This window comes from Citrobacter sp. BIDMC107 (assembly GCF_001037575.1).
Taxonomy (GTDB): domain Bacteria; phylum Pseudomonadota; class Gammaproteobacteria; order Enterobacterales; family Enterobacteriaceae; genus Citrobacter; species Citrobacter freundii.
Window position 1 is genome coordinate 533,065 of record NZ_KQ089848.1, and the last position, 21,747, is coordinate 554,811.

The 21,747-nt window shown below is 53.6% G+C and carries 21 protein-coding genes; 5 read left to right on the forward strand and 16 right to left on the reverse strand.

Translation table 11 applies throughout. The features are described from left to right. Positions 1 to 278: 278 nt before the first annotated feature. Entirely contained in the window at positions 279 to 3,542 is a 3,264-nt protein-coding gene (rne, locus tag SK39_RS02635) for a ribonuclease E (protein WP_048216618.1), read from the forward strand. Between the two features lie 13 nt (positions 3,543 to 3,555). On the opposite strand, the gene SK39_RS02640 is transcribed toward rne, so the two are convergent. Further along, entirely contained in the window at positions 3,556 to 4,425 is an 870-nt protein-coding gene (locus tag SK39_RS02640; RefSeq protein WP_231593811.1) for a LysR family transcriptional regulator, read from the reverse strand. Between the two features lie 204 nt (positions 4,426 to 4,629). On the opposite strand from SK39_RS02640, the gene SK39_RS02645 reads away from it, so the two are divergent. After that, entirely contained in the window at positions 4,630 to 5,829 is a 1,200-nt protein-coding gene (locus tag SK39_RS02645) for an MFS transporter (RefSeq protein WP_048216619.1), read from the forward strand. Positions 5,830 to 5,906: 77 nt separating this feature from the next. On the opposite strand, the gene flgL is transcribed toward SK39_RS02645, so the two are convergent. The 11 genes from flgL to flgB all read right to left on the reverse strand — a co-directional run bounded on the left by flgL (position 5,907) and on the right by flgB (position 15,845). Then, entirely contained in the window at positions 5,907 to 6,860 is a 954-nt protein-coding gene (gene flgL, locus SK39_RS02650) for a flagellar hook-associated protein FlgL (protein ID WP_048216620.1), read from the reverse strand. A 14-nt stretch (positions 6,861 to 6,874) separates the two neighbouring features. After that, complete coding sequence (flgK, locus tag SK39_RS02655) at positions 6,875 to 8,545, reverse strand: flagellar hook-associated protein FlgK (RefSeq protein WP_048216621.1); 1,671 nt, start codon at positions 8,543 to 8,545, stop codon at positions 6,875 to 6,877. Positions 8,546 to 8,609: 64 nt separating this feature from the next. Further along, positions 8,610 to 9,560: a flagellar assembly peptidoglycan hydrolase FlgJ gene (gene flgJ / locus SK39_RS02660; RefSeq protein WP_032936209.1), complete on the reverse strand. Its 951-nt coding sequence runs from the start codon at positions 9,558 to 9,560 to the stop codon at positions 8,610 to 8,612. Continuing rightward, a complete protein-coding gene (locus SK39_RS02665; protein WP_085954040.1) occupies positions 9,560 to 10,636 on the reverse strand; it encodes a flagellar basal body P-ring protein FlgI in 1,077 nt (358 codons plus the stop codon). The genes flgJ and SK39_RS02665 overlap by 1 nt, the downstream gene beginning before the upstream one ends. A gap of 33 nt (positions 10,637 to 10,669) precedes the next feature. Further along, the gene (gene flgH / locus SK39_RS02670; protein WP_003836756.1) at positions 10,670 to 11,368 is read right to left on the reverse strand and encodes a flagellar basal body L-ring protein FlgH; all 699 of its coding nucleotides are present in this window, start codon (positions 11,366 to 11,368) and stop codon (positions 10,670 to 10,672) included. A gap of 57 nt (positions 11,369 to 11,425) precedes the next feature. After that, complete coding sequence (flgG, locus tag SK39_RS02675) at positions 11,426 to 12,208, reverse strand: flagellar basal-body rod protein FlgG (protein ID WP_003036202.1); 783 nt, start codon at positions 12,206 to 12,208, stop codon at positions 11,426 to 11,428. Positions 12,209 to 12,221: 13 nt separating this feature from the next. After that, positions 12,222 to 12,977 carry a flagellar basal body rod protein FlgF gene (locus tag SK39_RS02680; RefSeq protein ID WP_048216622.1) on the reverse strand — a complete coding sequence of 252 codons (756 nt, stop codon included), beginning with the start codon at positions 12,975 to 12,977 and terminating at the stop codon, positions 12,222 to 12,224. A 20-nt stretch (positions 12,978 to 12,997) separates the two neighbouring features. Then, positions 12,998 to 14,284 (reverse strand): flagellar hook protein FlgE, encoded by a 1,287-nt coding sequence (flgE, locus tag SK39_RS02685; RefSeq protein WP_048216623.1) that lies wholly within the window; start codon positions 14,282 to 14,284, stop codon positions 12,998 to 13,000. Between the two features lie 26 nt (positions 14,285 to 14,310). Then, the gene (flgD, locus tag SK39_RS02690) at positions 14,311 to 15,009 is read right to left on the reverse strand and encodes a flagellar hook assembly protein FlgD (RefSeq protein WP_003836761.1); all 699 of its coding nucleotides are present in this window, start codon (positions 15,007 to 15,009) and stop codon (positions 14,311 to 14,313) included. A gap of 11 nt (positions 15,010 to 15,020) precedes the next feature. Beyond that, entirely contained in the window at positions 15,021 to 15,425 is a 405-nt protein-coding gene (flgC, locus tag SK39_RS02695) for a flagellar basal body rod protein FlgC (RefSeq protein WP_003036191.1), read from the reverse strand. A gap of 3 nt (positions 15,426 to 15,428) precedes the next feature. After that, a complete protein-coding gene (gene flgB, locus SK39_RS02700; protein WP_048216624.1) occupies positions 15,429 to 15,845 on the reverse strand; it encodes a flagellar basal body rod protein FlgB in 417 nt (138 codons plus the stop codon). A gap of 157 nt (positions 15,846 to 16,002) precedes the next feature. Here flgB and flgA point away from each other — a divergent pair, with 157 nt between their 5' ends. The 3 genes from flgA to flgN all read left to right on the forward strand — a co-directional run bounded on the left by flgA (position 16,003) and on the right by flgN (position 17,475). Continuing rightward, positions 16,003 to 16,662 (forward strand): flagellar basal body P-ring formation chaperone FlgA, encoded by a 660-nt coding sequence (flgA, locus tag SK39_RS02705; RefSeq protein WP_003836766.1) that lies wholly within the window; start codon positions 16,003 to 16,005, stop codon positions 16,660 to 16,662. A 93-nt stretch (positions 16,663 to 16,755) separates the two neighbouring features. Then, positions 16,756 to 17,049, forward strand: coding sequence for a flagellar biosynthesis anti-sigma factor FlgM (gene flgM, locus SK39_RS02710; protein WP_003036183.1), 294 nt, complete (start codon positions 16,756 to 16,758; stop codon positions 17,047 to 17,049). 3 nt (positions 17,050 to 17,052) lie between these two features. Then, entirely contained in the window at positions 17,053 to 17,475 is a 423-nt protein-coding gene (gene flgN / locus SK39_RS02715) for a flagella biosynthesis chaperone FlgN (protein WP_003036178.1), read from the forward strand. Positions 17,476 to 17,560: 85 nt separating this feature from the next. Here the strand turns inward: flgN and murJ are convergent, their stop codons facing one another. From murJ to rimJ, 4 genes are all read right to left on the reverse strand, one after another. Next, on the reverse strand, positions 17,561 to 19,096 hold the full coding sequence (gene murJ, locus SK39_RS02720) for a murein biosynthesis integral membrane protein MurJ (RefSeq protein ID WP_003836768.1): 1,536 nt from the start codon (positions 19,094 to 19,096) through the stop codon (positions 17,561 to 17,563). 222 nt (positions 19,097 to 19,318) lie between these two features. Continuing rightward, positions 19,319 to 20,242 (reverse strand): Gfo/Idh/MocA family protein, encoded by a 924-nt coding sequence (locus SK39_RS02725; protein WP_048216625.1) that lies wholly within the window; start codon positions 20,240 to 20,242, stop codon positions 19,319 to 19,321. A 1-nt stretch (position 20,243) separates the two neighbouring features. Beyond that, positions 20,244 to 20,891, reverse strand: a complete 648-nt coding sequence (locus tag SK39_RS02730; protein WP_048216626.1) for a YceH family protein — start codon at positions 20,889 to 20,891, stop codon at positions 20,244 to 20,246. Positions 20,892 to 20,925: 34 nt separating this feature from the next. Continuing rightward, positions 20,926 to 21,510 carry a ribosomal protein S5-alanine N-acetyltransferase gene (gene rimJ, locus SK39_RS02735; protein WP_016149925.1) on the reverse strand — a complete coding sequence of 195 codons (585 nt, stop codon included), beginning with the start codon at positions 21,508 to 21,510 and terminating at the stop codon, positions 20,926 to 20,928. Positions 21,511 to 21,747: the final 237 nt, after the last annotated feature.

The window sequence follows — 21,747 nt, forward strand, 5'->3', positions numbered from 1 at the left end:
AGTGACCAGGGTGAGAAGATAAAGCCAACGCACCGACAGCGTGAAAGACGACAAGCACAATGGAAGCTTCTCTGGAGAGTAACACCCAGACTGTTCCCCTGATAATTGCGCTGTGTTTCCGTATGAAATACAGGCAACCGACACTCTGCGCCTCTTTGAGCTGACGATAACCGTGAGGTTGGCGACGCGAATAGACACGAGGCCATCGGTTCACACCCGGAAAGGCATTACTCTGCCCGCAGCTTAGTCGTCAATGTAAGAATAATGAGTAAGTTACGATGAAAAGAATGTTAATTAACGCGACTCAGCAGGAAGAGTTGCGTGTCGCCCTTGTAGATGGGCAACGTCTGTACGATCTGGATATCGAAAGTCCTGGACACGAACAGAAAAAAGCCAACATCTATAAAGGCAAAATTACCCGTATTGAACCGAGTCTGGAAGCTGCTTTTGTTGATTACGGCGCTGAACGTCACGGTTTCCTCCCGTTAAAAGAAATTGCCCGCGAATACTTTCCCGCTAACTACAACTCCCATGGTCGTCCCAACATTAAAGACGTGTTGCGTGAAGGTCAGGAAGTCATCGTTCAGATCGATAAAGAAGAACGAGGCAACAAAGGCGCTGCGCTGACTACCTTTATCAGCCTGGCGGGTAGTTATCTGGTTCTGATGCCGAACAACCCGCGCGCGGGCGGCATCTCCCGTCGCATTGAAGGCGACGACCGTACCGAATTAAAAGAAGCGCTGGCAAGCCTGGAACTGCCTGATGGCATGGGGCTTATCGTGCGTACCGCAGGGGTAGGCAAATCCGCCGAAGCGCTGCAGTGGGACCTGAGCTTCCGCCTGAAGCACTGGGAAGCGATTCAAAAAGCCGCTGACAGCCGCCCTGCTCCGTTCCTGATCCATCAGGAAAGCAACGTTATCGTGCGTGCCTTCCGCGACTATCTGCGCCAGGACATCGGCGAAATCCTCATCGACAACCCAAAAGTCATGGAGATGGCGCGTCAGCACATCGCCGCGCTGGGTCGTCCGGATTTCAGCAGCAAAATCAAACTGTACACCGGCGAAATCCCGCTGTTCAGCCACTATCAGATCGAGTCTCAGATTGAGTCCGCGTTCCAACGCGAAGTGCGTCTGCCGTCCGGCGGCTCAATCGTTATCGACAGCACTGAAGCACTGACCGCTATCGATATCAACTCCGCACGCGCAACCCGCGGCGGCGACATCGAAGAAACAGCGTTCAACACCAACCTTGAAGCAGCCGATGAAATTGCACGTCAGCTGCGTCTGCGCGACCTCGGCGGTCTGATTGTAATCGACTTCATTGATATGACGCCGGTTCGTCACCAGCGCGCGGTTGAAAACCGTCTGCGCGAGGCCGTACGCCAGGACAGAGCGCGTATTCAGATCAGCCATATTTCTCGCTTCGGTCTGCTGGAAATGTCCCGTCAGCGTCTGAGCCCGTCACTGGGTGAATCCAGCCATCACGTGTGCCCGCGCTGCTCCGGTACTGGTACCGTACGTGATAACGAATCACTGTCGCTGTCTATTCTGCGTCTGATCGAAGAAGAAGCACTGAAAGAAAATACGCAGGAAGTACACGCTATTGTTCCTGTGCCGATCGCTTCCTACCTGCTCAACGAAAAGCGTACCGCGGTAAATGCAATCGAGACGCGTCAGAATGGCGTGCGCTGTGTGATCGTGCCAAACGATCAGATGGAAACCCCGCACTATTCTGTGCTACGCGTACGTAAAGGGGAAGAAACGCCGACCCTGAGCTATCTACTGCCGAAACTGCATGAAGAGGCAATGGCATTGCCGACGGAAGAAGAGTACGTCGAGCGTAAACAGCCTGAGCAACCGGCGCTGGCCACCTTCGCCATGCCAGACGTTCCGCCAGCCCCTGCTCTGCAGGAACCTGCCGCGAAAGCCGCCGCGCCTAAAGCAGCGGCAGCGACCGCAGCCGTTGCCGCACAGCCCGGTTTGATTAGCCGTTTCTTTGGCGCACTGAAGTCCATCTTCGGTGGTAGCGAAGAAGTGAAACCGGTTGAACAACCTGCGCCGAAAGCTGAAGAGAAAACCGAACGCCAGCAGGATCGTCGTAAACCGCGTCAGAACAATCGTCGCGACCGTAACGATCGTCGTGATAACCGTGATAATCGCGGTGACCGTGACAACCGTAACGAACGTTCAGAAAACGGCGAAAACCGTGAAGATAACCGCCGTAACCGTCGTCAGTCACAGCAGCAAAATGCGGAAGCTCGCGATAACCGCCAGCAAACGACTGACGTTGCAGACAAAGCGAAATCTGGCGATGAGCAGCAGGCTCCGCGTCGCGAACGCAACCGCCGTCGTAACGATGACAAGCGTCAGGCTCAGCAGGAAGTTAAAGAGCTGAACCAGGCTGAACAACCTGTGCAGGATGCCGAGCAGGAAGAGCGCGTACGTCAGCCTCAGACTCGCCGTAAACAGCGTCAATTGACTCAGAAAGTGCGTTTCACTGACAGCCCGGCGGTTGAAACCGAAGTGGCAACTGCCGCAGTAGTTGCTGAAACCTCTGCCGCTCAGCCAACAGAACAGCCTGCACCAGCACAACGCACCGAACTGGCGAAAGTTGATCTGCCAGCCGTCGTTGCGACTGAGCAGGAAGACAACAGCGACGCGCGTGACTCCAATGGTATGCCGCGTCGTTCCCGTCGCTCCCCTCGCCATCTGCGCGTCAGTGGACAGCGTCGTCGTCGTTACCGTGACGAGCGTTATCCGGTTCAGTCACCAATGCCGTTAACGGTCGCCTGTGCATCTCCTGAATTAGCGTCCGGTAAAGTTTGGATCCGCTACCCTGTCGCACGTCCTCAGGATCAGCAGGTTGAAGAACAGCGCGAACAAGAAATGGTCCAGCAGCAAGCCGCACCTGTCGCCGTAGAGCCTCAGGTTGCTGCAGCTGCCGTGGAACACATTGTGGATGCCCCTGCGCCAGTTGAAGCCGTGCAGCCAGAGATTGTCGTAGCTGAGCCTCAGGCCGCCGTTGTTGAAATCACACAGGTTGAAACCACGCATCCGGAAGTCATTGCGACCCCGGTCGAGGAACAACCACAAATTATCGCTGCATCTGATGCGCCCGTTGCAGAAGAAATCGCCGCTGAAGCCGAACCTGTGGCTGACGTTGTGACTGCGCCGGTTGTTGAAGAGCCTGCAGAGGTTGTTATTTCCCAGCCAGAAGTGGTTGAAGAGATTGCCGAAGTTGTGGAAACAGCGCCAGTTGTTGAAGAGGTTGCTGCACCGCAGGAAGTTGTTGCAGCGCCAATTGTAGAAGCGACTGTCGTTAAGCCTGAAGTTGTCGCAGCCAGTGTTGATGCTGAACACCTTCACAGCCATGCGACCGCACCGATGACCCGCGCCCCGGCACCGGAATATGTGCCAGAAGCGCCGCGTCATAGCGACTGGCAGCGTCCGGCATTCGCCTTTGAAGGCAAAGGTGCCGCAGGTGGACACAGCGCAACGCATCAAGCGACTGCGCCAGCAACACGTCCTCAGCCTGTCGAGTAAGCCATAATCAATATCAAAGCCGGCCTTCGGGTCGGCTTTTTTTTATCTGATCTACGCCTTTCATCCCCGTCAGCTGCGGCATAACCTCCTTCATTAAGGCCAGAAACTTGCGTAAGCGAGTCGGATAGTAACGCGCCCACGGATAAACCAAATGTACAGGCAACGGCGCCGCATGCCACTCAGGTAGCAACGCAACCAGACGTCCGTTGGCAATATCCTCCGCCACCATCCAACTTGAAACAATAGTCACTCCCAACCCCGCCAGCGCGGCATTCCTTGCAACATAAATACTGTCGGTACTTAATCTGGGTGAAATATTCAACGTGACTGGCTCATTACGCAATTGGTGCAACAACGAAACGCTATGTTGATAAAACGTGTTCACGGCAATCCAGGGCAGCGCTGATAACTGCTCAGGATGAGAAAGCTCGCCGTATTGCTCCAGCAGCCCAGGGCTCGCCACCATACTACGGGGAACTTCAGCCAGTAAAACGGAAACCGTGGCCGGATCCACCTCGGCACCAACCCTGATAGCGCAGTCAATATTATCGCTCAGAAAATCAACGGTTTTATCGTTGAGCATCCACTCTACCGCCACCTGGGGATAGCGCGAAAGAAACTGCAAAAGCGGCTCAAGCAGTTGTTGTTGCCCGAACGCATGCGGTGCACGGACTCGCAACGTCCCCACCGGTTCATCTTCTGTGACATTAAGTCCATCTTCCAGCGCCAGCCAGGCATCAATAATCTTCTTGGCATGCTGGTAGCCTCTTTCGCCGTCGTCGGTCAATTTCATCGCATGCGTGGTACGCATGATCAGTTTCACACCCAGCAGGGTTTCCAGGGATTGCAACCGTCGGCTTACGGTCGCTTGCGTTGTCCCCATCTGTTATGCCGCTGCCGAAAGCGATCCTGCTTCGACAATACGTACAAACGTACGCATCAGCTCCACCCTGTCTATACGCTCATTTTTTATCATTTTCAGTTTCATCATACGTCTGACGTATAACTGTTTTACCACTGCGCTCGCTACCACGCCACTCGCTGAAGGATAAAAATAGCCGCACATCCTGTGATTGAGGAATCATCTGTGAACACATATACCGCACTTTCCCGTTGGGTCACTTTCGTTCTGGCAGTAGGTGCCGGATTCAGTGTCGCTGCTATCTACTATGCTCAACCCCTTCTGCCTTTAATGGGTCAGGATCTGAACTTAAGTATTACCGGCATGGGGTTGGTCCCGACACTGACCCAGGCGGGATACGCGCTGGGTATTTTGTTTTTATTGCCATTGGGCGATCGTTATGACCGCAGGACATTAATCCTGCTGAAAAGTATCTCTCTTGCTGTGCTGCTTCTGGCATGCAGCTTTACCGGGCAGTTGCATTCACTGTTAATAGTGAGCCTGTTGATGGGCATGGCGGCAACCATGGCACAAGATATTGTGCCTGCGGCGGCAATACTGGCGCCCGAAGGCAAACAGGGAAAAACGGTGGGCACCGTAATGACGGGCCTTCTGCTGGGAATTTTACTCTCACGTACCGTCAGTGGGCTGGTCGGTGAGGCGTTTGGCTGGCGTGAGATGTACCAACTTGCTGCCGTCAGTATTGCCGTAATTACCACGATTATGTGGAAAGCACTGCCTCGTTTTACGGTCCATTCCACGTTGAGCTATCCATCATTAATGCTCTCGATGGTGCAACTTTGGCAACGATATTCCACCTTGCGCCGCGCAGCACTGGCACAAGGCTTTCTGTCCATTGCTTTTAGCGCCTTCTGGTCTACGCTGGCGGTGATGTTATCTGAGCATTACCACCTGGGTAGCGCTATAGCGGGTGCTTTTGGTATCGCGGGAGCAGCCGGAGCGCTTGCTGCACCGATGGCGGGCCATCTTGCTGATAAAGTGGGTGCAGCAAAAGTGACGCAATTGGGTGCTTTGCTGGTAACGGTATCTTTCGCACTGATGTTTTTGTTACCCGCCCTGCCCGTTCAGGGGCAGTGGCTGCTTATCGCCCTTTCGGCGGTAGGTTTTGATCTCGGATTGCAATCCAGCCTGGTTGCCCACCAAAACCTGGTCTATAGCCTGGAGCCTCAGGCACGAGGACGATTGAACGCTCTGCTGTTTACGATGGTGTTTATCGGTATGGCGCTGGGTTCCGTTCTCGGGAGTCAGGTCTATGCGCTTGCCAATTGGGAAGGTGTGGTGACGCTGGCAACCTTCAGCAGTGCGATCGCGTTGGTCATAAGACTGACGGGGAACCCGTCGCTTAGTAAGGCGTCGGTTGCCTAAAAAAATGCCCGCTCCGGGGTGTTAAAGGAGCGGGCAGACAAACATACCCAGTTTCATGATATGTTCAAAATGGATCGTTACCGGTTAAGCTGGAACAGCGACATTCCCTGCATATCAGTAAACGTTTTATATGATGCTTGTAGTGCGGCTTGTTGCATCACGTAAGACGAAATCGCGGCGTTCCAGTCGACATCCACCAGATTACTCATCTGCTGAGTTTGCCCCAATGCACGATCGGCGCCCAGTGAATCCAGCGAGCTCAATTCGCTAAGCTGCGTGCCTAATTCTGCACGCACGGACAGCACATTATTCAGCGAGTTTTTAAGACCACGATTGGTTTTATCGATAGCTGCTGCGGCTTTATCCTTTGCCACATCATCACCTGCAATAGGAATTTTTAGCTCTTCAATCGCGCTATCCAGCATTTTGAACAGGTTCTTTTCCTGAGTACCGCCACCTGGTTCCGGTACGGCGTTGCTGGTCAGGTTGGCGAAGATTTTATCGCCCGTATGGCCAATAACCATGGTACGGGAAGCATCAACCTGCTGGGTCACATTTGTGGTACCGCCACTGTAAGAACCATCAGCCTGCGCAAACGGTGCGGATTCTGTTTTATATCCACCGAAAATATAGCGACCATTACCGTCGGTACTGTTTGCCAGGTTCATCAGTTGATCGCGGATCCCTTGCAGGTCGGTGGCCAGCGATGCACGGTCGTCATCACTTAACGTTCCGTTCCCGGCATAAACAATTTTTTCCTGCGCAGCCTGAATTGCCGTCGTCACCTGGCTCAGTACGTTCTCTTCCAGAGAGACTTTCTGCGTCGCGAACGAGCGTGCCAGCGTATACTGGCTGTTCTGCGCCTGAGCCTGAGAAAGTACCACGGCCTGCGAGGCGGCAATCGGATCGTCTGATGGGTTGATCACGCGTTTGCCCGTTGACATTTGCTCGCCGAACTTCATCCATTCAGCCTGAGAGTTAGTGATGCCACGCATATTCTGCTGGTACATCATCTGGGTGCTGATACGCATTGTGTCCCTCTCCCTTAGCGGATATTAATCAGTGCATCAAACAACGCATTCGCGGTCTGCAGCACTTGAGCGTTAGCCAGGTAATACTGCTGAAAACGCTGTAAATTACCGTACTCTTCGTCGAGGTTAACGCCGGAAATAGACTGCTGTTGGTTATAAAGCTGCTTGACCACATTGTTTTGCGTGGTACTGCTGGTCTTCAGCGTAGCGGTTTTGTTCCCGACATCGCTTACCAGGGTGGCATATGCATCGTTGAAGGTCTTATTGCCGACAGTTGCTTTGGTTTGCAGATCCAGCAGTTTCTGACCGTTACGGTTATCGCTTGCACCTGTATCCGCAGCAGGATCAGTGTTTTTCTCTGACGCCATGGCGATTTTCGACTCGTCGGTCACCTTGACTTTCATATCAACGATAACGTTTTCTACCGGTTTCAGAATAAAACTGTCATTCTCTTGAGGCCCGGGATTGGGGGGATTAACAGTCACTGTCACTTTCAGACCATCAATATCCAGTTTTCCATCCGCACCTGGTGTAGCTTCAAACGTTGTGTTATCTGCCAGACGCGTCACCTGCCACTTACCGCCACTGAACACAACCTTATAGTCGGTAGCCTGTACTTTCGAACTGTCACCAACTTCTGCAGTTAATTCCGCTTTGCCAATATTTTTAGCATTACTCAGTACAGACGGGCTGCCGATATCGAAGAAATTCTCACCCTTATCGCCGTTGGCATCAAAACCTTCTTTATGCTGGGCGTTAAATGCACTGGCAAATGCAAGCGCCAGTTGGCCTAGGGTATTACGCGTCTGATCCAGCTCCTGAGAACGGAAGGTGAGCAGTCCGCCCAGTGAACCGGTATTCAACAGTTTCTCAGGAATTTCAACAGCTCCGGCAACGCCATCAACATAGGCCACCGTTGTACGATTAGGATCATCTCTGGAAGGCACTGCCGCCAGTTGACGTGCATTGCTGCCCTGCACCAGCGAATAGCCGTTGGCCATTGTCAGGTTGTAGGTACCACCATCCTGAACGCTAACTTCAACACCGACAATCTGATTCAGTTCACTGACCAGCTGATCGCGTTGGTCAAGCAGGTCGTTAGGAGATGCACCTGCGCCGACGCCTGTCATACGAGAAATCTGGTCGTTAAGGCTGGCAATTTGTTTCGAATAGTTGTTGATCTGATCAACGCTGGCTTTAATCGCGGTATTAACCTGCTTATCCTGATCGCGCAGATACTGGTCGGTCGTTTTAAACTGATTTACCAACCCATCAGCTTTACCGATCAGCGCCTGGCGTGCTGCCGGATCTTCGGCGTTGCTGACCAGCGTTTGCAGGCTGGTAAAAAAGTCCTGCATTGAGGTCGAAATAGAACTGGTTTTGCTGGAGAGCAAATTGTCTATCTTTGACATTTGCTCATAACGCGTTGTCAGACCGCTGCTCTGGTTCTGCGCTGCTCGCAACTGGTTAGTGATAAAGGAGTCATATTCACGTTGTACACCAGAAACATAGACGCCATTGCCTACCCAGCCCCCCGCACCCAGCGTGCTGTTCGCTTGCGCCATAATTGTTGTTTGTCGGGTATATCCGGCAACGTTATAGCTGGAGATGTTATTACTGGCAGTATTCAACGCGGCCTGCGCTGCGCTGAGTCCACTCATCGCGTTATTAATCAAGCTGGACATGGAGGTTCCTTGTAATCCTTCAATACTCGTTATTATCGGCAGCAGGTCGGTAGACTTGAGCTATTTAAAAGAGATTATCGAGATTCGTGCTGTAGGTTTTACTCACCTTTTCGCTCATCGATTTCAACTGCTGGATCATGCTGGTTAATTTACGTGCATAGTTAGGGTCTGTGGCGTAACCCGCATTTTGCAATGCCTGCGCCCCCTGTTCGGCGGTCGCAGCAGCGGTCACCGCCGCATAGCGCGGGTTACGGGATATCAGACCGACATAATCCGACAACGCCTCAAGGTAAGAGCTATAGACACGGAATCTGGCTTTCACCTTTTTCGCCTCACCGTTCTCATATTCAGTGGTGGTGATTTCAGTGGTTGGACCTTTCCAGCTTCCCGAAGCCTTCACGCCAAAAATGTTGAAACTCGGTTCGCCATTCTCGCGACGAATTTGTCGCTGCCCCCATCCAGACTCCAGCGCCGCCTGCGCCAAAATCAGATGATGCGGGACCCCGCTCTGCTGACTGGCCAGCTTAGCCGGCAGTGACAGCTGGGCGAGGAAGTCTTTGCTGTCACCTGACAGCGGCTCATCATTGCTTTCTGTCGCCCGGGGGATGGCTTTGCGGACTAGTTGCGTCAGTGCCTGATTTTGATAGCTGGTCACCGTTTCCAGTGAAAACTTCATCGGCACCTGCGGCGCGTCATCCGCAGGTTGCGCTTGCCCTTCAGTCATCTGCTTGACCATCATTTCAGCCAGCCCCAGACCTTTGCCTGCGGTCATCTGCTGCGCAATTTGTTGGTCATACATGCTGGTATACAAGCGCGTTGAATCGCTGCTAAACACGCCATCTTTCGGTAACGCTTCACGCATGCTTTTCAACATCATTTGCACGAACATCCCTTCAACCTGACGGGCGACCGGGCGGATATTCGCCGCCGGGTCCTGACCCGCTTTCGCTTTCAGTTCGTTCAGAGATTGCGCATCCCAGGCGGCACTGGTCAGCAGTTTGCTGTCACCAATCATTAGATGATTTCCAGTTTGGCGCGTAAGCAACCCGCGCTCTGCATCGATTGCAGAATGGACATCAGATCCATCGGCGTTGCTCCCAGCGCATTCAGCGCACGCACAACGTTGTTCAGGTTGGCGCTGGAACGTACGCTTTGCAGCGAACCACCGCTTTGGCGCAGGTCAATCTGGGTTTGTGGCGTCACTACGGTTTGTCCACCGCCAAACGGAGTGTCCGGCTGGCTGACGTTCGCCTGGCGGTTCACCGTGATCGACAAGTTGCCTTGTGCCACGGCACAGCTATCCAGCGTTACTTCGCGGTTCATGACGACAGATCCGGTGCGCGAGTTGATAATCACTTTCGCATCCTGCGGCGTGACGTTCACCTCCATATTCTGGATATCAGCAAGGAAACGCACCTGCGAGCTGTTGCCGCTTGGCACACGCACCTGAATAGTGCGGGCATCCAACGCCGTTGCGCTGCCAAAGCCACGCGAGCGGTTAATGGTGTCGGTAATCTGCTGCGCCATCGTGAAATCTTCATTATTCAGTTGCAGATTAATGGTGTTACCGCCGCCGAACTGGCTGGGTAATTCACGTTCGATGGTCGCGCCGTTGGTAATGCGTCCGCCATTGAGCTGGTTTACCTGCACGCTGCTGCCACCCGCAGCCGCGCCGGCACCGCCAACCAGAATATTCCCCTGCGCCAACGCATATACCTGACTATCGACCCCTTTCAGCGGGGTCATCAGCAGCGTTCCGCCGCGCAGGCTTTTAGCGTTACCCATGGAAGAGACTACAACGTCAATAGTTTGCCCCTGACGACCAAAGGCCGGGAACTGCGCGGTGACCATTACCGCTGCCACGTTTTTCAACTGCATATTGGTGCCGGTGGGCACGGTGATCCCCAACTGCGACAGCATGTTGTTGAGCGTTTGCGTGGTAAACGGCGTCTGGGTGGTCTGGTCACCTGTGCCATCCAGACCTACCACCAACCCATAACCAATCAGCGAGTTTTCCCGCACGCCCTGCACGCTGGTCAGGTCACGAATACGGTCGGCATGCGCGAAGCCGGTTACCAGCACCAGTGCCATTCCAACAAAAAATTTAAACACGGGGTACCTCGCTTACATCGGCGACAAGTTAAGGAAGAAACGCTGCAACCAGCCCATATTTTGCGCTTCATTGATGTAGCCGTTGCCGACGTACTCAATACGCGCATCCGCAACCTGGGTTGACGGTACGGAGTTGCTGCCACTGATGGTGCGCGGGTTAACGACCCCGGAGAAGCGAATGAATTCAGTGCCCTGATTTATGGCGATCTGTTTTTCACCCACGACATGTAAGTTGCCATTCACCAGTACCTGATCGACCGTTACGGTCAGCGTACCGCTGAAGGTATTTCTGGCGTTCGCGCCGCCTTTACCGTTAAAGGAGTTACCGCCTGAGGCTTCTACGTCAGCACGTTCGTTACCGAACAGACCTTGCAGATAGCGCGGTACGGTATCAAAGCCAAAGTTTGTCTTGCCGTCGCGGCTGGCGTTCGCCGAAGAGCTTTTGCTCGCGCTGACGTTTTCCTGCAACACGATGGTCAGCGTATCGCCAATATTGCGTGGACGACGGTCTTCAAAGAGTGGCTGATAACCATAGTTAATCGGTTGTGCCGACTGGAAGATTGAGCCATTCGCCACCGGCGTTGGACCTGGAACGGGCTGGGCAGTCGTCGCGCCCTGCACGAGGGGCGTGGCCGGGATCCAGGCACATCCTGTTAGTGAAACCACCAGCAGGGCTAAAATAGGGTATGGGTGAAGCGCGTATTTTCGCATTGCGGTCATCTTCAAAATCAGTGTGCCGGTGAGGTTTTCACCCCACCGGACTCCACTTTAGAGTTGCGTCAGTTTTTGCAGCATCTGATCGGTGGTCGATACCGCTTTACTGTTGATTTCGTAAGCGCGCTGAACCTGGATCATGTTTACCAGCTCTTCCGCCACGTTGACGTTAGAGGTTTCAACATAGCCCTGATACAGCAGACCCGCGCCGTTCAGCCCCGGCGTGCTCTCGTTCGGCGCACCGGATGACTGCGTTTCGGTGTACAGATTCTCACCAATGCTTTCCAGACCGGTATCGTTCATAAAGGTTGTCAGGTTAAGCTGCCCGACCTGAACAGGCGCCGCCTGTCCCTGTTGGGTCACGCTGACAATCCCGTCGCGTCCAATGGTGATACTGAGCGAGTTAGCCGGAATGGTGATGGCAGGCTGAACCTGAAAACCACCCGCCGTCACCAACTGACCGTTCTGATCCACCTGGAAAGAACCGTCGCGGGTATAAGCGGACGTACCATCGGGCAACATGACCTGGAAAAAGCCCTGGCCTTTAATCGCCACATCTTTACTGTTGTTGGTCTGCGACAGGTTACCCTGGCTGTGTAAACGCTCGGTTGCAACCGGACGTACACCGGTACCAATCTGCAAACCAGACGGCAGCGTGGTTTGTTCAGAAGACTGTGCGCCAGGCTGACGAATCGTCTGGTACAACAGATCTTCGAACACGGCGCGCTGGCGCTTAAATCCGTTGGTGCTGACGTTTGCCAGGTTGTTGGCAATCACATCCATGTTGGTTTGCTGCGCATCCAGGCCGGTTTTGGCGATCCATAATGAACTGATCATAAAATGTCCTGTATTAACTCATCGACAGCAGTTGGTTGGCGCGGCCCGCGTTATCATTCACGCTACTGATAATTTTCATCTGCATTTCAAAGCGGCGGGCGTTGGCGATCATGTCGCTCATCGCAGCAACCGGTTTAACGTTACTGCCTTCCAGCACGCCCGACATCACACGGATACTGGGGTCGGCCTGTAACGTCGCACCACGGGTAGCCTGTGCGGCCTGGGTCAGACGGAACATACCGTCATCGCCACGTTGCACTTCGATCCCTGTAGCCTTCACCAGCTTCAGCCGCCCCACTGGCGCTACGGTATTCGCCGGATCGCCAGGGTTAAGTGCAGAAATTGTCCCGTCCGCCGCAATGGTGACTTCTGAACCTTCCGGTACGGCTATCGGTCCGGCTTCGCCAATTACCGGGTGTCCCTGAATTGTCAGTTCACCCGTTGGGCTTACCTGAATAGCGCCGTTACGGGTATATCCTTCGCTACCATCCGCGGTCTGCACAGCCAACCAGCCATCCTGTTGCAGCGCCACATCCAGCGGACGGGAGGTATAGTCCATCTGACCCGGCGTCATGTCGGCCCCCGGTGTGGAGGCCACGACCAGCGTACGCGTCGGTAAAGACAATCCTTCTACAGGAACCGCGCGCAGTGCATTGAGCTGCGCACGAAACCCTGGCGTGGAGGCGTTTGCCAGGTTGCTGGCCGTCACCGCCTGTTGATTCAGCGTCTGACTGGCCGCGCCCATGGCGGTATAAATTGCGTGATCCATTAAGCCATCCCGTCAGGCGCTTAGCGCAGGTTGACCAGCGTGTTGAGGATCTGATCCTGGGTTTTGATGGTCTGCGCGTTCGACTGATAGTTACGCTGGGCGACAATCATATTCACCAGTTCTTTACTCAAATCCACGTTTGACGCTTCAAGCGCCCCGTTGGTCAGCTTGCCGAAGTTACCCGTACCCGCGGTACCCAGCAGCGCCACACCGGAGGCCTGAGTGGCCGCCCAGACGTTGTCGCCCTGAGACGCCAGACCTTCGTTGTTGGCAAAGTTTGCCAGCACGATCTGCCCCAGAACCTGTTGCTGTTCGTTGGAGTAGTTACCAACCACCGTACCGTCATTGTTAATCTGGTAGCTCACCAGATCGCCCGGCTTATAGCCGTTCTGACTCGTGGCGACGATGTTGTTGGCACCGGTGTTTTGCTGCATGGAGTTCAGGAAGCTCAGGGAGAAGTTCGCCGGAACTGCACCATTGATCGTACCGGTGGAGATCTGAATTTGCGGTTGGGCATTAACCGGACCTTCAACCAGATGTTTTGGTCCGGTTGGATCTAAGGGGTCTACTGGCTCTTCAACATAATTATTCACAGAAGTCAGCGTACCGTTAGCACTAAAGTTCATCACCGCATTCTTGGTGGCAACTGAACCCGTAACGCTGGCGTCCTGGGTGTAGACATCCCATTTGTTAGGGCCTGTTTTGACATAAAAAATGTTCATGTCATGGGCATTACCCTGGCTATCGAAAACGGTAACACTGCCTTTTTTGTTGTAGGAGTCCGCATCGCTTGGGTTAAACGGGGTCTTCGTTGGCAATTTGTCAGTGGAGTTCAGGTTGACCTGCATTGACGCGGTAGTGGTGGATTTAGCCGCCATCAGCGTATTCGGGATAGTGATCGGTGCCGGGTTTGCACCCTGCTGAACTGTCGGTGGTGTACCGGTAGCCGGATAGCCCGTCAACTGCAGCCCCTGCATATTAACGATATTGCGATTTTCATCGAGCTTGAACTGACCGTTACGGCTGTAGAAAACGGAACCGTTACTGTCTACCATGCGGAAAAAACCGTTCTGGCTGATAGCAACATCCAGACCACGTCCGGTGTTGGTGGTAGTACCGTCGGTAAAGTCCTGAGTAATACCCGCAACTTTAACGCCCAAACCGACTTTCGAACCGGCAAACATATCGGCAAAAGATGCCGTACCGGATTTAAAACCGTAGGTGGCGGAGTTGGCGATGTTGTTACCAATGACATCGAGGTTGGTCGCTGCAGCGTTCAGACCGCTGACCGCTTGAGAAAAGGCCATGACTTACTCCTGATAAGTGTGAAGGCTTAAATTATCTGCCGTACTTCGTCGAGGGTGGTGGTTCCATAGGTGCCAAGATCCAGCGTATTACCGCCGTTACTGCGAATAACGCCCTGCACCAGCGCAAACTGAAGCGGCTGTGCCACCAGTTGCGTTCCACCATTGCTGGCAGCAATTGACACGTTGTAAGAACCGCTTGGTGCATCCGTGCCATCGGTCATGGTGCCGTCCCAGGTAAAGGTATGAACGCCCGCTTTCAATCCACCAATGTCAATGGTGCGTACCACTTTGCCGTCTTTATCGGTAATGGTTGCGGTAACCTTATCTGCCGGTTGCTGCAGCTCAACGCCAAATGGTGTTGTCGTGGTTTTGGCACCCTCTTCCGTCCCTTTACCGGTCAGGATGGTGGTACCCGGGATCATGACCCCGTGGCCAATCAGCGTACTGGCCTGCAGCGACTGACTGTTGTCGATCTGCCCGGAGATCGACCCTAACGTGGTGTTCAGTTTCTCAATCCCGCTCACGGTACTGATTTGCGCCAACTGGGTAGTCAGTTCGTTGTTTTGCAGCGGGTTGGTAGGATCCTGGTTTTTCAGTTGTGCGACCAGCAGCGTCAGAAAACTGCTTTGCAGGTCAGCGGCATTGCTGCCCGTCAGGGAGCTATTCCCGGTGGCAGCTTTAACGCCTGCATTGCTCGGGTCATTCATGGTTACAGCAATAGACATATGCGCCTCCTTTACTGGCCTAACGTAAGCGTTTTGAGCATCAGGCTTTTCACGGTGTTGAGCACTTCGACGTTTGCCTGGTAGCTACGCGAGGCTGACATGGTGTTGACCATCTCACCAACGACGTCCACATTCGGCATTTTTACGTAGCCATTCGCATCGGCCAGCGGATTACCGGGTTCATAAACCAGCTTATCCGGTGCCTGACTTTCAATGACGTCAGCAACTTTTACGCCACCAGTTGCCGCACCTGGCGCAGCATCTACCTGAAAAACAACCTGTTTCGCGCGATACGGCTGACCGTCGGGCCCGCTGACGCTATCCGCATTCGCCATGTTACTGGCCGCGACGTTCAGGCGTTTAGACTGAGCCGTCAGCGCAGAACCTGCGATATCAAAAATATTTAACAGCGCCACGAATTAGTTCCCTCCTTGCAGCACGTTCATCATGCCTTTGATTTGCCCACCCAACGCGGTCAGCCCCATTTGATACTTGAGGCTGTTGTCTGCAAATTGCGTGCGCTCCCGGTCCATATCCACCGTGTTGCCATCAAGAGATGGCTGGTCAGGAATACGGTAGAGCAGCTCCGTAGACGGCGAAGAAACGGTCTGGGCCGGAATGTGTTGTGCAGAGGTCAGCGTCAACGAAACGCCACCGGTTTGTTCCCGTCCTCGCACCATGACTTTTTTTAATTCACTGGCGAAATCCAGGTCGCGCGCCTGGTACCCCGGCGTGTCGGCATTGGCAATGTTGGCCGCCAAAATTTCCTGGCGTTCGGCGCGCAAATTCAGCGCTTCCTGTTGAAAACGTAAGGCGGCGTCGAGCTTATCGAGCATATCTCCTCCGCAAATGACAAAATTCAGCCGACAGCTTAAATCCCATTACGCGCGCGTTATCGCCGGAATAAACGCAAAATGCGTCGCTATTTGTTGCGTTGATGACTGCGTCACACAGGTAAAATCCTGCCACTACCTGAAAAAGCGCGAGGTTTTGATGCAAACGTTTAAACGTGGAATAGTCGTGGCAGCACTGCTGTTCAGCCCTATGACGCTGGCGCAAGACCTGAATTCGCAGCTAACGGCATGGTTTTCCCAGCGCCTGACCGGATTTAGCGATGAGGTGGTGGTCACTATCCGAACGTCGCCAAACTTATTGCCGAGCTGTGAGCAACCGGCATTAAGCGTGTCAGGTAGCGCGAAACTGTGGGGTAATGTGAATGTGCTGGCTCGCTGTGCCAACGAAAAACGTTATCTGCAGGTGAACGTCCAGGCGACGGGAAACTACGTAGTAGCCGCCGCGCCTGTAGCGCGAGGTAGCACCCTGACCCCAGCCAGCGTAACGCTGAAACGTGGTCGACTGGACCAACTACCGCCGCGCGCGGTGCTGGATATGAGTCAGGTGCAGGATGCTGTGAGCCTGCGCGATCTGGTCCCTGGTCAACCGATACAGCTTTCGATGTTGCGCCAGGCATGGCGGATCAAGGCCGGTCAGCGCGTGCTGGTTATTGCCAACGGAGATGGCTTTCGGGTTAACGCCGAAGGTAAAGCGCTGAACAACGCCGCTGTCGCACAGAATGCGCGAGTGCGGATGATTTCAGGCCAGGTGGTGAGCGGCGTCGTCGATTCTGATGGGAATATTCTTATTAACCTATAATAGGTTAAAGATTTTTTAGCGTGTGCCGATAGATAAACAACCAATGATTACAGCGGGCCGCTATAGCGTAACCCCTCGATGAGGAAAAATAAAATGAGCATTGATCGTACCTCACCATTGAAGCCAGTAAGCACCGTTCAGCCGCGTGAAACCAGCGATGCGCCGGTACAAAAAGCGCAGAAGGAAAAAACCACCGCGACCACCAGCACCAGCGTCATGCTGAGCGACGCCCAAGCCAAACTGATGCAGCCCGGCACCAATGACATCAATATGGAACGCGTGGAAGCACTGAAAACCGCAATCCGTAACGGTGAATTGAAAATGGATACCGGAAAAATTGCCGACTCGCTGATTCGCGAGGCGCAGAGCTACCTACAGAGTAAATAAAGTATGACTCGTTTGTCAGAAATACTTGACCAGATGACGACTGTCCTCAATGACCTGAAAACGGTAATGGATGCTGAACAGCAGCAGCTTTCCGCAGGGCATATCAATGGCAGCCAGCTACAGCGTATTACAGAAGAAAAAAGCTCGCTGCTGGCAACCCTTGATTATCTTGAGCAACAGCGCCGCCTGGAGCATGACGCCACGCGCAGCGCCAATGATGAGATTGCTGAACGCTGGCAGACTATCACCAAGAAAACACAGCACTTACGCGACCTCAACCAGCACAATGGTTGGCTGCTGGAAGGGCAGATCGAGCGTAATCAACAAGCAATACAAGTGCTGAAACCGCACCAGGAACCGGCGTTGTATGGCGCAAACGGTCAAACTTCAGCTGCGCACCGCGGCGGGAAAAAATTCTCTATCTGATGCAAGCCTGATAACGTTTTGCTTATCAGGCCTACACTTTTTGTAGGCCGGATACGGCGTTATGCCGCCATCCGGCATTGATTCTTTATGCCGTCCGGCGCACAAACTCTTTTACTTTAAAGCCCAGCACAGCGAGTGCTGCGAAGTAAGCAGCAATACCTGCCACCACGACCGCCATCAGACGCAGCAGGCGCCACAACATCGTTCCCTGCGACCAATCTGGCATGATGTAAAGCATCCCTACCAGTGCCGCCGACATCACCAGCACGGAAATCACCAGTCGCGCCAGGAACCAGGCCCAACCCGGCTGTGGAGTAAAGATTTTCTGCTTACGCAATTGCCAGTACAGCAGTGAAGCGTTCAGACACGCCGCCAGACCAATCGACAGCGACAGCCCGGCATGCTTTAACGGCCCGATAAAGGCCAGGTTCATCACCTGGGTCATAATCAGCGTCACAATGGCAATCTTCACTGGCGTTTTTATATCCTGGCGCGAGTAAAAGCCCGGAGCCAACACTTTCACTACGATCAAGCCAATCAAACCTACCGAATACGCCACCAGCGCACGCTGGGTCATCGCAGCATCAAAGGCAGTAAATTTACCGTACTGGAACAGAGACACCGTCAGCGGTTTGGCCAGAATACCCAACGCTACGGCACTCGGTAATGCCAACAGGAAACACAAGCGCAGGCCCCAGTCCATCAGGCGACAATACTCATCATGATTACCGCTGGAAAAACTTTTTGACAGCGATGGCAGCAGGATAGTCCCCAGCGCTACGCCAAGCACACCGGACGGAAACTCCATCAGACGGTCGGCATAGTACATCCACGAAACTGAGCCAGAGGCCAGAAACGAGGCGAAAATCGTATTGATGATCAGTGAAATCTGGCTGACTGATACCCCAAGGATCGCCGGGCCCATCTGCTTGACGACGCGCATCGCCCCCGCATCGCGGAAGTTCACACGCGGCAGTACCAGCATGCCAATTTTCTTCAGATGCGGAAGCTGATAAATCAGCTGTAGCACGCCACCCACGGTAACGGCCCACGCCAGCGCCAGCACTGGCGGATGAAAATAAGGGGCCGCAAACAGCGCGAAACCGATCATGCTGATATTCAGAAAAGTCGGGGCAAACGCAGGAATAGAAAAGCGGTTCCAGGTGTTAAGGATCGCACCAACCAGTGAGGCCAGTGAAATCAGTAGAATATAGGGAAAAGTGATCCGCAGCAGTTGAGTTGTCAGCGCAAATTTATCCGCTGTGTCGGCAAACCCCGGCGCGGTAACTAAAATCACCCATGGCGCAGCCAACATCCCGGCTACCGTCACCACAGCCAGCGCCAGCGTCAACAGTCCGGAAACGTAGGCAACAAACACGCGGGTAGCATCTTCCCCCTGCTTGCTTTTGTACTCAGCAAGAATCGGCACAAACGCCTGCGAAAATGCGCCTTCGGCAAAAATTCGGCGTAGCAGGTTAGGAAGTTTGAATGCCACAAAAAAGGCATCTGTCGCCATCCCTGCACCAAAGATTCTGGCGACAATCGCATCACGCGCAAAACCCAGCACTCGTGAAAACATCGTCATCGAGCTGACGGCTGCCAGCGACTTTAATAAATTCATCTATGTTGTATTCCAGACTCTGAGGCAAAACCCCGACAAACCTGCCCGTAGGTCGGATAAGGCATTCTCGCCGCCATCCGACACTTTTGCTGCGCCTGATGGCGACACCGTAGCGCCTTATCAGGCCGACAAATCAGCCTATGGTTGAAAAGAGGTGTTATTTTGAGTGGGCATATAGTACCTGGATTACAATGAATTACTACCGCCAGATGTTACAGGGGGTTATTCAGCCATCGCCTCCCGCCACAGCTTTTCAACAACACGCTGGGCCAGTAGCGCCTGCTCGCCTGCCGTCTGGGGAACCGTCTGATTTTGCACGCACTCAATGAAATGACGCGCACATCCGGCAAAACCACGCTGTTCTAAGGTCGTTTGCCAGCCCGCTATCGGCTTATGAACAACACCTTGCCCACGCTCTTCCCGCCATTCCCGCATATCAGTTACGTCAATCAGGCCACCGTCCGTCACCGCCTGCACGCTCTCACGCTGGCTACCGGCACGGCGATGCATACTGGTCGTTATCTGCATTTGACCGGTAGAAAAATGGTGCTCGGCGTAAAGCATCGCACCAGATTCATTGGTCAGCAGCGTGCCGTTATTTAACTGCGCCTGCCCTCCCGCCAGCCACAATGCGGTATCGACTACGTGCAGATAGTCGTCCAGCAAAGTGAAACGCAGATCGTGCGGCCCAACGCTATCCGTACGGTGCTTATCCATACGTACAGACGCTGCGGTGCTCAACTGGGTTTTGAGATCCTGGTACAGCGGTGCAAACCGGCGGTTAAACCCGACCATCAGCGTGAGTTTTTTCCGCGCGGCCAGTTCCACCAGTTGCTCAGCCTCACGCAGGTTTTCCGCCAGCGGCTTATCCACACACACGTGAACTCCGGCATTCAGCAATTCACTGACGACCGCATAGTGAGTCGCGGTGCTGGAATGGACGAAAACCGCGTCGCTGGTTTGCGCCAGATTCATCAGTGAATCCACGTAGGGTATCCGCCAGGTATCACAGATACGCTGTGCTTTATCGCGCGAAGGTGAAAAGGCGCCTTGCAGCGTCCAGTCTGCGGAGGTGCCCAGCACGGGTAGCCAGGCCTTTTGCGCAATACCGCCAAGGCCGACAACGCCGATACGTAATTTATTCACGTTAGTCTCCCAAGTGCGCCAGCAATGAATCAAGTCGCTGCTTAAGTTCTGCGACCTCCGTTTCCAGCATTTCCACGCGTGCCTGCAGATCACCGGAGGCTGCAGGGAGTTGTTCTGCCGCGGCAACGGCTTCATCAACCTCACCGCAAAACAGGTGCATATAGCGACTTTCACGTTTGCCCGGCTCGCGCGCCAGGCGGATCACATAAGGCCCATCTTCCCGGGTTGCCAGATTTTCCAGTGTCGATTCCACTTCGGCCATATCGCTGAATTCGTACATACGGGATGCGCGACTACGCAATTCACCAGGCGTCTGAGCGCCCCTCAGCAGCAGTGTAGTGATTACGGCCACCTCTGCGGCACTAAGCTTCAGATTGCCAAATTCAGAGTTGCAGAAACGCTGCTCATATTTCGTGACACGATTGCCAAAGCCGCTCACCGTGCGCAGAAAATGTCGCTTAACCAGGTTATCCAACTGCTCTTGCACGTCCGATTCCGACAGGTTCATCACCGGTTCACGATTCGTTTTTTGATTGCAGGCTGTTACGACTCCATTAACGGAGAGTGGGTACTGTTCCGGCGTTGTCACTTGTTTTTCTAATAAACAGCCAATCACTCGTGCTTCGGTGGCGGTTAATTCGTATTTCATCGTCTTCTCCATTAATCATGGCTGCATCTGAAACTTAGCGGCCGGGGGTCCATTCTGATGTGGTCAACGCCGTCAGCACGTGATCGCGCCACTGCCCGTCAATCAGCAGGTAGTCTTTGGCATACCCTTCTTTTTCAAAACCCAGTCGCGCCAACAGGTCACCGCTGCGCTTATTATGTGGCATGTAGTTAGCCATAATGCGGTGAATATGCTGAGTGCGCTGCATATAACGGATGGCCGAAGTTAAGGCTTCATACATTAGCCCCTGCCCCTGCCATTTCTGCGCAATGGAGTAGCCGAGATAACAGGCATGGAAGGATCCCCGCACCACGTTTGAGAAGTTCGCAACGCCGATAATCTCTTTTTCGTCCGGATCGAGCAGCGCAAAATAATAGGCAGTGCCCTGTTTATGAAACTCAGAGATCATGCCGAGACGCGCCTGCCAGCCGGACGGATAGCAGTGGCTTTCATCGCGAATAGGTTCCCAGGGTTTTAAGAAATGACGATTTTCTGCGTAATAATCTGCCAGACGCCAGGCATCACGCTCATGCACTAAACGCACGACCAGGCGGTCCGTGGTTAAGCGCACTTTTGGCACGTTACTGCGATAGCCAAACATTCTATACCTACTCCTTCCCGTAACGTCTTCAATACGCTATTCGCATTACTATACCTGTGCGAATACACCCTGTGAAAAGAGCAAAATGCCATTTTTTGAATTATTCACACATTTTGATGAAAACTCTCTATCAAGACGGACTTTTGATAAAAAAATATTGTCCCGCGAAGGGTGGGAAAAGCGATGACGACACCGCAGAATAGGAGGTGCTTATCTTTTAAACTCTATCCAGAGTGA

Excerpts from the sequence above, each read along its gene's own strand:
- flgD (WP_003836761.1), bottom strand. The coding sequence starts at position 15,009 with ATGTCTATTGCTGTAACCATGAATGACCCGAGCAATGCAGGCGTTAAA.
- flgB (WP_048216624.1), bottom strand. The coding sequence starts at position 15,845 with ATGCTCGATAAGCTCGACGCCGCCTTACGTTTTCAACAGGAAGCGCTG.
- flgG (WP_003036202.1), bottom strand. The coding sequence starts at position 12,208 with ATGATCAGTTCATTATGGATCGCCAAAACCGGCCTGGATGCGCAGCAA.
- flgJ (WP_032936209.1), bottom strand. The coding sequence starts at position 9,560 with ATGATTGGTGACAGCAAACTGCTGACCAGTGCCGCCTGGGATGCGCAA.
- SK39_RS02640 (WP_231593811.1), bottom strand. The coding sequence starts at position 4,425 with ATGGGGACAACGCAAGCGACCGTAAGCCGACGGTTGCAATCCCTGGAA.
- SK39_RS02665 (WP_085954040.1), bottom strand. The coding sequence starts at position 10,636 with ATGGCACTGGTGCTGGTAACCGGCTTCGCGCATGCCGACCGTATTCGT.
- rne (WP_048216618.1), top strand. The coding sequence starts at position 279 with ATGAAAAGAATGTTAATTAACGCGACTCAGCAGGAAGAGTTGCGTGTC.
- flgA (WP_003836766.1), top strand. The coding sequence starts at position 16,003 with ATGCAAACGTTTAAACGTGGAATAGTCGTGGCAGCACTGCTGTTCAGC.
- rimJ (WP_016149925.1), bottom strand. The coding sequence starts at position 21,510 with ATGTTTGGCTATCGCAGTAACGTGCCAAAAGTGCGCTTAACCACGGAC.
- flgM (WP_003036183.1), top strand. The coding sequence starts at position 16,756 with ATGAGCATTGATCGTACCTCACCATTGAAGCCAGTAAGCACCGTTCAG.
- flgL (WP_048216620.1), bottom strand. The coding sequence starts at position 6,860 with ATGCGTATCAGCACCCAGATGATGTACCAGCAGAATATGCGTGGCATC.
- flgE (WP_048216623.1), bottom strand. The coding sequence starts at position 14,284 with ATGGCCTTTTCTCAAGCGGTCAGCGGTCTGAACGCTGCAGCGACCAAC.
- flgH (WP_003836756.1), bottom strand. The coding sequence starts at position 11,368 with ATGCGAAAATACGCGCTTCACCCATACCCTATTTTAGCCCTGCTGGTG.
- murJ (WP_003836768.1), bottom strand. The coding sequence starts at position 19,096 with ATGAATTTATTAAAGTCGCTGGCAGCCGTCAGCTCGATGACGATGTTT.
- flgN (WP_003036178.1), top strand. The coding sequence starts at position 17,053 with ATGACTCGTTTGTCAGAAATACTTGACCAGATGACGACTGTCCTCAAT.
- SK39_RS02730 (WP_048216626.1), bottom strand. The coding sequence starts at position 20,891 with ATGAAATACGAATTAACCGCCACCGAAGCACGAGTGATTGGCTGTTTA.
- flgK (WP_048216621.1), bottom strand. The coding sequence starts at position 8,545 with ATGTCCAGCTTGATTAATAACGCGATGAGTGGACTCAGCGCAGCGCAG.
- SK39_RS02680 (WP_048216622.1), bottom strand. The coding sequence starts at position 12,977 with ATGGATCACGCAATTTATACCGCCATGGGCGCGGCCAGTCAGACGCTG.